This is a genomic window from Neobacillus drentensis, from assembly GCF_036962765.1.
Taxonomy (GTDB): Bacteria; Bacillota; Bacilli; order Bacillales; family Cytobacillaceae; genus Neobacillus; species Neobacillus drentensis_C.
In genome coordinates this window covers 1-2,214 of sequence record NZ_JBALOS010000240.1, presented here as the reverse complement: position 1 = coordinate 2,214, position 2,214 = coordinate 1, and the positions used below count along the sequence as shown (strand labels likewise).

Below are 2,214 nucleotides of genomic sequence, written 5' to 3'. Positions count from 1 at the left end.
ATAATATGTCTTCTATTCATATACCAGTATCTGTGTTGAATTTAGCGCCGATTCGAAAAGGGCAAAGTCCGAGCCAAGCCATCGAATCGATGGTCGAGCTTGCGCAAGCGGTTGAACAAATGGGCTATCATCGCTATTGGATCGCAGAACATCATAATACAGCTACACTTGTTAGTTCAGCCACATCTATTTTAATCAAACATGTGTTAGAACATACAAATTCCATTCAGGTAGGGTCTGGTGGAATCATGCTGCCAAACCATGCCCCGCTAGTGGTCGCAGAACAATTCGGAACTTTAGCGACCATTTATCCTAATCGCGTCGACTTAGGTCTCGGCCGGGCACCTGGAACAGATATGATGACGGCAAACGCCCTGCGACGCTCTAAAAATGATTCCGTTTATACTTTCCCGGATGATGTGAAGGCCTTGCTCACTTATTTTGGTTCAGCAGAGCAGCAAAGTTATGTGAAAGCCTATCCCGGTGTTGACACGAATATTCCGATTTATATCCTCGGTTCTTCCACCGATTCTGCCTATTTAGCAGCGAGTTTGGGTCTGCCTTATGTATTTGCGTCCCACTTTGCTCCAAGATTTATGGAAGAAGCGATCTCAATCTATCGGAGTCGTTTCCAGCCATCTGAATATTTAGATAAACCTTATATGATGGTTTGCTTAAATGTCATTGCTGCTGAAACTGATGAAGAAGCTCAATACTTATCAACCACAATGCAGCAGTTTTTCCTTAATGTCGTACGTGGTACACAAAATCCGTTACAACCGCCAGTTGAAAACTTAGATGAGATTTGGACACCGATGGAAAAAGAAATGGCTGCATCGAAACAAAGTGTGACCTTAATCGGAAGTAAGGAGACTGTTCGCCAACAGTGGACGAAGTTCCAAGAGTACTATCACGTCGATGAACTCATGGCGGTATCGTATATTTATGACACAGAAAAGCAAAAACGTTCGTACGAAATCTTAAAAGAAGTGGTCGACGGAAGATAAAGCGTCAGCTTAAACGAAAAATCACCCTTTTATCAAAAGAAAGGGTGATTTTTTTCTTTAGCTATTTTCTGTTTGGAATTGAATCATAAACTCTTTGAATGCTTGACATGCTTCAACTGGGACAGCATTATAGGCTGATACGCGGCATCCGCCGATTGAGCGGTGTCCGTTTACACCAACGAAGCCTTCTTGTTTCGCTTGCTCAAGGAATTTCTTTTCTAAGTCCTTTGAAGCTAAGTTAAAAGTAAGATTCATGAGAGATCTGCTTTCCGGTAATGCATGGCCAACGTAAAAACCATTGCTAGCATCGATTGTATCGTAAATCAAGTTTGCTTTTTTTTCATTTAGCTCAGCAATGGCATTCAAACCGCCCAATTCACGAGCCCAATTTAGGACCTCTCCTAACATGTAAATCCCAAAGGTAGGCGGTGTGTTATACAAGGAATTGTTCTTAGAATGCGTGCTGTACTTTAACATTGTTGGGATATTAGCGTTAGCCTGTTCAAGCAAATCCTTGCGAATAATCACAACAGTAACACCTGAAGGACCAAGGTTCTTCTGAGCACCAGCATAAATGAGAGCAAACTTACTGACATCAATCGGCTTAGAAAGGATATCACTAGACATGTCGGCAATTAATGGAACATCACCAGTGTCTGGGAACTCTTTCCATTGGGTACCATAGATCGTATTGTTAGAAGTTAGATGTAAATAAGCATCCGATGGATCATACTGTAATTCCTTAAGCGACGGGATGCTGCGGTAGTTGCCATCTTTTGTAGAAGCCGCATGGTAAACCTCACCAAATAATTTAGCTTCCGTAAAAGCCTTCTCTGACCATGAACCAGTCATTATATATCCCGCTTTTTTTCCTGATTGTAAAAAATTCATTGGAATCATCGAAAACTGAAGACTTGCACCGCCTTGTAAGAAGAGCACTTCATGCGTATCCGGAATCGACAACAGTTCCTTTAAGTTGTCAATTGCTTGATTATGTACATCTTCATAAGCTTTACTGCGGTGACTAAGTTCCATGACAGACATTCCCGTACCTCGAAAATCAATTAGTTCTGCCTGAGCTTTTTCTAAGACAGAAATGGGTAATGCGGAAGGGCCGGCATTGAAATTATAAGTACGGTCGACTTGCAGTTTCATTTTTTTTATCACTCCATTTTTTCTTTTCTATGACTATAACACACTTATAATA

Annotated in this window: 2 protein-coding genes; one reads left to right on the top strand and one right to left on the bottom strand. The window is 41.3% G+C overall.

Features of this window, described 5'->3' with window-relative positions; translation table 11 throughout:
* The first annotated feature begins 5 nt into the window (after positions 1–5).
* The gene (locus V7137_RS24775) at positions 6–1,007 is read left to right on the top strand and encodes an LLM class flavin-dependent oxidoreductase (RefSeq protein WP_335700541.1); all 1,002 of its coding nucleotides are present in this window, start codon (positions 6–8) and stop codon (positions 1,005–1,007) included.
* A 57-nt stretch (positions 1,008–1,064) separates the two neighbouring features.
* On the opposite strand, the gene serC is transcribed toward V7137_RS24775, so the two are convergent.
* Positions 1,065–2,162: a 3-phosphoserine/phosphohydroxythreonine transaminase gene (serC, locus tag V7137_RS24770; protein WP_335700540.1), complete on the bottom strand. Its 1,098-nt coding sequence runs from the start codon at positions 2,160–2,162 to the stop codon at positions 1,065–1,067.
* Between the last annotated feature and the right edge of the window lie 52 nt (positions 2,163–2,214).